This is a genomic window from Dinghuibacter sp. (genome assembly GCF_035492835.1).
Lineage (GTDB): Bacteria > Bacteroidota > Bacteroidia > Chitinophagales > Chitinophagaceae > Dinghuibacter.
This window is the reverse complement of record NZ_DATJIY010000101.1, coordinates 1-5,208: the sequence shown is the minus strand read 5'-3', so window position 1 is coordinate 5,208 and position 5,208 is coordinate 1. Positions and strand designations below refer to the sequence as shown.

Genomic DNA, 5,208 nt, shown 5'->3' with positions numbered 1-5,208 from the left:
CCGTCGGGTACGAGGTCGGGCAGTCCTCCGACGTTCGTCACGACCATGGGGCACTCGAAGTGGTAGGCCAGAGGGGTGACTCCGCTTTGCGTAGCGGCTCTATAGGGCTGGACCAGGACATCGGCTGCGCAGAGATAATACTTTACTTCCTCGTCGGGGATGAAGTCGGTCTTCAGGACAAGGCGGTCGCGGATGCCGAGCTGGTCGATGAGGCTTTCGTAGGCCTGGCCGTCCTCGTAGTATTCGCCGGCGATCAGGAAAAGCGCATCCGGCACCATCGGGATCGCCTCCAGCAGCAGGTCGAGGCCCTTGTATTTGCGTATGAAGCCAAAGAAAAGCACGATCGGCACATCCAACGGCAGGCCCAAATGCTTTCGCGCGTCGCGCATGGGGATGGGCTCGCCGAAGTGGTCGTAGAGCGGGTGCTCCACCTTCACCGCGGGCTTTTCGGTGAACAAGCGCAAGTCGTTGTACACCTTATCGCTCATCGCGACAAAGGCGTCGCAGGCGCCGATGAAGTACTTCGTCAGGGGTTTGTCGCCCGCGCGTTTTTCGTGGGGGATGATGTTGTCTGCGATACACACGACCGTTGTGCCTTTTCGGCGCGCGAGCCGCAGGATCGTGCCAAAACACGCACCCATAAAGGGTATCCAGAACTTTATCACGATCAGGTCGGGGCGCTCTTTCCTCAAAGCGCGTCCGACCTTGATCCAGTTAAAAGGGTTGATGGAATTGATCGCCACCGTTATGTCGAGGTCGGGTGGGGCGGAGGAGGTGGAGTACTGCGTTTTGCCCGGGAATAAGAAGCCCGGGTATTGCAGGGAAAACGTATAGATCTTTGCTTGATCCCCTTCTTTTATAAATTCCCTTACCAGGCGCTCGTTGTAGGCAGCCAGGCCTCCCCGTAAAGGGTAGGCCGTGCCGATCATAATGACTTTTTTCCCCATATATTCAAAAATATAGTATATTGAAGGCTGGAAATCCGTATTCTGTTATGAAAAAACGCTACCTCGCCGGCCTCCTGGGGGCTTCCGCCCTGATTTTCTATTGCTTCAAACCCGCGCCATTGGCGTACATGCCGCCATCCGTGACCGTTAGCTCGTTCGTTACTGACTCGTCTGTCGTGCTCCACGGCTCCGCGATCTCCCAACGGGGTATCTCCTTTGTGCTCTGGTCGCAGGTCTCCGGCCCCCGCGTCCGTATCGCCGACTCCGCCGCGGCCGTTACCTCGGTCTCCGGCGCCGCCCCCGGTACATACGTCTTTGAGCTCTTCGCCACCGACGAAGCCGGCGCCACGAGCAGCGCGTACGACACCGTCACGGTGCGTTACAACCCTTCCTTCTTTTCGATGAGGTAAAAATTGCGGTCGGCCGCGTTCCGGGTGATCAGCTCTCCCAAAAAGCCGGCCAGGAATAGCTGTACACCCACTACGATCGAGATCAGGCCGATGTAGAAAATGGGACGGTCGGTCATGTTCACCTTGGCAAAGACGATCTTCATCACGCCCAGGTAGATCCAGATGCAAAGACCGATGAAGGAGATGACGCTGCCCCAAAACCCGAAAAAGTGCATTGGCCGTTTCCCGAAACGCCCCACGAACATCACCGAAGCCAGGTCCAGGAAGCCGTTGACAAAACGCTCGAAACCGAATTTGGAGACGCCGTATTTCCGTTTTTGGTGGACCACCACCTTCTCGCCGATCTTCCGGAAGCCGGCCCACTTAGCCAGGACCGGTATCTGCCGGTGCATCTCCCCGTATATCTCGATGGATTTGACGACCTTTTGCTTATAGGATTTCAACCCGCAGTTGAAGTCGTGGAGCTTGATGCCCGTCATCTTGCTCGTCACGCCGTTGAACAGCCTGGAGGGAAGGTTCTTGGTAAAGGCGTTGTCATAGCGCACCTTTTTCCACCCGCTCACCATATCGTAGCCGTCCCGTTCTATCATATTGTACAACTCCGGTATCTCGTCCGGGCTGTCCTGGAGATCCGCGTCCATCGTGATCACCACCTTGCCCTGCGCCGCGCGGAAACCCTCGTTGAGCGCCGCCGATTTCCCGTAGTTGCGTTGGAATTTGATCCCTTTTATGTGCCCGTTGTTCCGGTGCAGGCTTTCGATCACCGCCCAGGATTCATCCGTGCTCCCGTCGTCCACCAGGATCACCTCGTACGTATAGCCGTTTTCCTGCATGACGCGCTCGATCCAGGCGCACAATTCCGGCAGGGATTCCTCTTCGTTGAATAAGGGGACAACTATGGAAATATTCATGGGAAGCGAAGATAGGGTTTTATTGCTTTTCGGGTTCGGCCGCGGGCGCGTCCGGACTTTGCGGCGTCGCCGGTTTCGCCGTCGCGCCCAAGTCGGCCACGGCCGCCCGCAGGTCCGCTGCCGGCGCCACCTTCTTCTGTATCGCGACCGCGATCAGCATCGACTTTACGAAGTCAAACAAGAGGCTTTGCCCAAACCCCAGCAACAACTGCAGGAACGTCAGCGGCCCGCTGGGATGCGCCAGCTCCTTGGCAAGACTGTCCTTCGCCTGGTCGACCGGTGCGCCGACCCGCTCCGACTGCGTGATCAGCCGGTTTAGCGAATCGACCGTCACCAGGTGGTTAAACCCCTTTTGTAAAAAATTGTAAATCAAAATGTTGAAAAAACCATACCCCACCTCGTAGAGGAGGTATGCCAGGAACGCGTACTGCAATGCAGACTTGAAGCTTAGAGGCCCTTTGCGCATGATCAACCCCGCCCCGATCAGGATCAGGAAAACCAACGTCTCCCACCCGAACTTCATCCAGGGCAGGAACGATACATAGGTATCCACCCCCTGCCGCCAGGTAACCAGCGAAACCGCCCCGTACACAATAGTGAAAAACACCCCCAGGACTACTCCCAAGGTATTGAGGGTCAGCCGCATCGGTTAGAGCAAATTGAGTTGATCGTGAAGAATCGTGCCCTTTACCCGGCCCTTGAGCTGTTTGCCGGTAAAGGGGGAGTTGCGGGATTTGGACTTGATATCGCTTTCCTTGAATTCGTAAGTCTCGCCCGGGACGAACAGCGTCAGGTTCGCCGGCGCGTGCTCCTTGAGCTCCGCTTTTTCCAGGTGGAAAACCTCCCGCGGCTTGATCGAAGCCATCTCCACCCAGCGCCCGAGGCTGATATCGCCTTCGAGCAGCGACCAGACCACACCAAAGGCGCTCTCCAGACCGATCGCCCCGTTTTTGGCGTATTCGAACTCGCAAACCTTGTGGTCCCAATCCTGTGGCAGGTGATGGGAAGTGATGATATCGATCTTGCCGTCGATCACCGCCTGCCGCAAAGCCATCATCGTTTTCCGATCGCGCAGCGGCGGGTTCACCTTCAGGTTCGTATCGTAGCCTTCGAGGTCTTCGTCGCAGAAATACAGATGGTGCGGCGTGACCGAGCACGTGGCGTTTTTTTGCGCGTGTATGGCCTCGATGCTTTTTTCCGATGTAACCCCCGTGAAGTGTATGGACGATTGCGTATACTCCAATAACTTGAGGTCCCGGTCCACCATCACCTCTTCCGCCAGCACCGACTTCCCCGGCAACCCCATCCGTGTCGACACGATCCCTTCGTGCATCAATCCATGCGTCCCGATCGTCGTATCGTCCGGCACCTGGATCACCGTCCCGTCGATACCCTTTACATATTGCAACGCTTTTAAGAGGAGGCCCGCGGACTGAAGCGGCTTCCATCCATCCCCAAACGCCTTCGCGCCGCTCGCGTGCATATCATACATCTCCGCCAGCTCTTTGCCTTCTATATTCCGGCTCACCGCGCCGATCGGGTGCACCCTGGCCTTGAGGTCTTTCGATGACTTCGCGATATACTCGACCTGTCCCTTATTCTGCACCGCGGGATCCGTGTTCGGCACGGCCAGCACCTCGGTAAATCCACCCGCCGCCGCCGCGTCCGTCCCCGTTTTCAGCGTTTCCTTACGTTCTCCGCCGGGGTCGTGGAATTGCACGAAGATATCCACCCATCCGGGGGAGACATGCAAACCTTCGGTCTTGATTTCAGTTATTTCAGGCGCCGTTTTAGCCGCCGTTTCAGCCTCCCGGAGCTGGAGGCCCTTGCCGATTTTGGCAATCTTCCCATCCTCGACAAAAATATCAACCACCTGCCCATTATATGGGGACCGCGGGTCCACCACCATCGCTTCCCGAATGATCACCCTCATGCTAGTCGATCTAAAAATTTGGTTGCGCTAAGATAGATAATTTTGTGATTTCGAATAAAAACTTACCTTTGCAACCCACTTAAACGTCGGATCGGGACGTAGCGCAGTCCGGTAGCGTACTTGCATGGGGTGCAAGTGGTCGCTGGTTCGAATCCAGTCGTCCCGACTTGGCAGGACAAAGATGGAATCTCTCCACTTTGTCCTGTTTCTTTTTCGGCCAGTTCCTTATCCAGCGTGTATATTAGCCGAACGGCTTCATTGATTCTGGTGGTTCGAAGTTGGTCGCCGTCAAAAGTGAGTTTTTCCGGGTAGACCGAACCAATGACTTTCCGTTTTTCTTCGCTGTCGCCGGTTTCGTAAATCTCACTCAGGTGGAATAGGTTGTCTAAGCCCTTCTTTAGGATTACATCAAAATTATCGGGTTGATTTACCAGGGCGTTCAGCTTCGCTTGTTGCCGGTTTAATCGTTCTTCGTATTCGGCTTTCATGGCTCGGTAGTCGGCCGGGTCGATCTGATCGGATAAGAGCAGATCGCGGGCTTTGGACAACTTGCCTTCCAGGTCCTTTACTTGTTCGGTCAGTTGCTTCCTGTCGTCGCTGCTTCTGCCTGTTTGCTGATGGTAGGTTTTGTAAAGGAAAGATTTTAAAATCGGTTGCCACCGCGGATTAGGCGTGTATTTCTTTAGTTCCTCCTTCAGCAAATCGTTCACGTGGTCCGCCCGGAACCGATACGCACAGCCGCCGAAGCAATGGTAATACGCATAGTATTTATCCCTTCCCCTGGAGGCGCTTCCGCTCAATACCTTGCCACAAACCGGGCATAGCAGGAAGCCCCTGAGCGGCAATGATAACGCCGCCACCGTCTTTAGCCGATACTTCCTTCTCCTGCCGTCTAGTATGTCTTGCACCTCGTAAAACAGGCCTTCCGATATAATGGGTTCGTGTTGGCCTTTTACAAACTGGCTTTCCTCGTCCTTGTGCTTCGGGATAAATATCTTCCCGCAGTA

The 5,208-nt window shown here is 55.5% G+C and carries 5 protein-coding genes, 1 tRNA gene and 1 pseudogene; 2 read left to right on the top strand and 5 right to left on the bottom strand.

Annotated elements, in window-relative coordinates; translation table 11 throughout:
• Positions 1-947, bottom strand: a 947-nt coding sequence (locus tag VL547_RS09855; RefSeq protein ID WP_325577492.1) for a glycosyltransferase, incomplete at its 3' end; no start/stop codon positions are given.
• A 47-nt stretch (positions 948-994) separates the two neighbouring features.
• Between VL547_RS09855 and VL547_RS09850 the strand changes: the two genes are divergently transcribed.
• Positions 995-1,357, top strand: a complete 363-nt coding sequence (locus VL547_RS09850; protein ID WP_325577491.1) for a PKD domain-containing protein — start codon at positions 995-997, stop codon at positions 1,355-1,357.
• On the opposite strand, the gene VL547_RS09845 is transcribed toward VL547_RS09850, so the two are convergent.
• The 3 genes from VL547_RS09845 to VL547_RS09835 are packed head-to-tail and all read right to left on the bottom strand — an operon-like array spanning position 1,327 to position 4,201.
• Complete coding sequence (locus VL547_RS09845; RefSeq protein WP_325577490.1) at positions 1,327-2,268, bottom strand: glycosyltransferase family 2 protein; 942 nt, start codon at positions 2,266-2,268, stop codon at positions 1,327-1,329. The two genes, VL547_RS09850 and VL547_RS09845, sit on opposite strands and share 31 nt — an antisense overlap.
• A gap of 19 nt (positions 2,269-2,287) precedes the next feature.
• Complete coding sequence (locus VL547_RS09840) at positions 2,288-2,914, bottom strand: hypothetical protein (RefSeq protein WP_325577489.1); 627 nt, start codon at positions 2,912-2,914, stop codon at positions 2,288-2,290.
• A gap of 3 nt (positions 2,915-2,917) precedes the next feature.
• On the bottom strand, positions 2,918-4,201 hold the full coding sequence (locus VL547_RS09835; RefSeq protein ID WP_325577488.1) for a dihydroorotase: 1,284 nt from the start codon (positions 4,199-4,201) through the stop codon (positions 2,918-2,920).
• Between the two features lie 92 nt (positions 4,202-4,293).
• On the opposite strand from VL547_RS09835, the gene VL547_RS09830 reads away from it, so the two are divergent.
• A tRNA-Pro gene (locus VL547_RS09830) sits at positions 4,294-4,367 on the top strand.
• Between the two features lie 730 nt (positions 4,368-5,097).
• Here the strand turns inward: VL547_RS09830 and VL547_RS24130 are convergent.
• Positions 5,098-5,196 (bottom strand): annotated as a pseudogene (locus tag VL547_RS24130) (recombinase family protein); the annotation flags it as partial.
• Positions 5,197-5,208: the final 12 nt, after the last annotated feature.

What these genes read in the sequence shown, in the direction of transcription:
- VL547_RS09835 (WP_325577488.1), bottom strand. Translation starts at nt 4,201, where the DNA reads ATGAGGGTGATCATTCGGGAAGCGATGGTGGTGGACCCGCGGTCCCCA.
- VL547_RS09840 (WP_325577489.1), bottom strand. Translation starts at nt 2,914, where the DNA reads ATGCGGCTGACCCTCAATACCTTGGGAGTAGTCCTGGGGGTGTTTTTC.
- VL547_RS09845 (WP_325577490.1), bottom strand. Translation starts at nt 2,268, where the DNA reads ATGAATATTTCCATAGTTGTCCCCTTATTCAACGAAGAGGAATCCCTG.
- VL547_RS09850 (WP_325577491.1), top strand. Translation starts at nt 995, where the DNA reads ATGAAAAAACGCTACCTCGCCGGCCTCCTGGGGGCTTCCGCCCTGATT.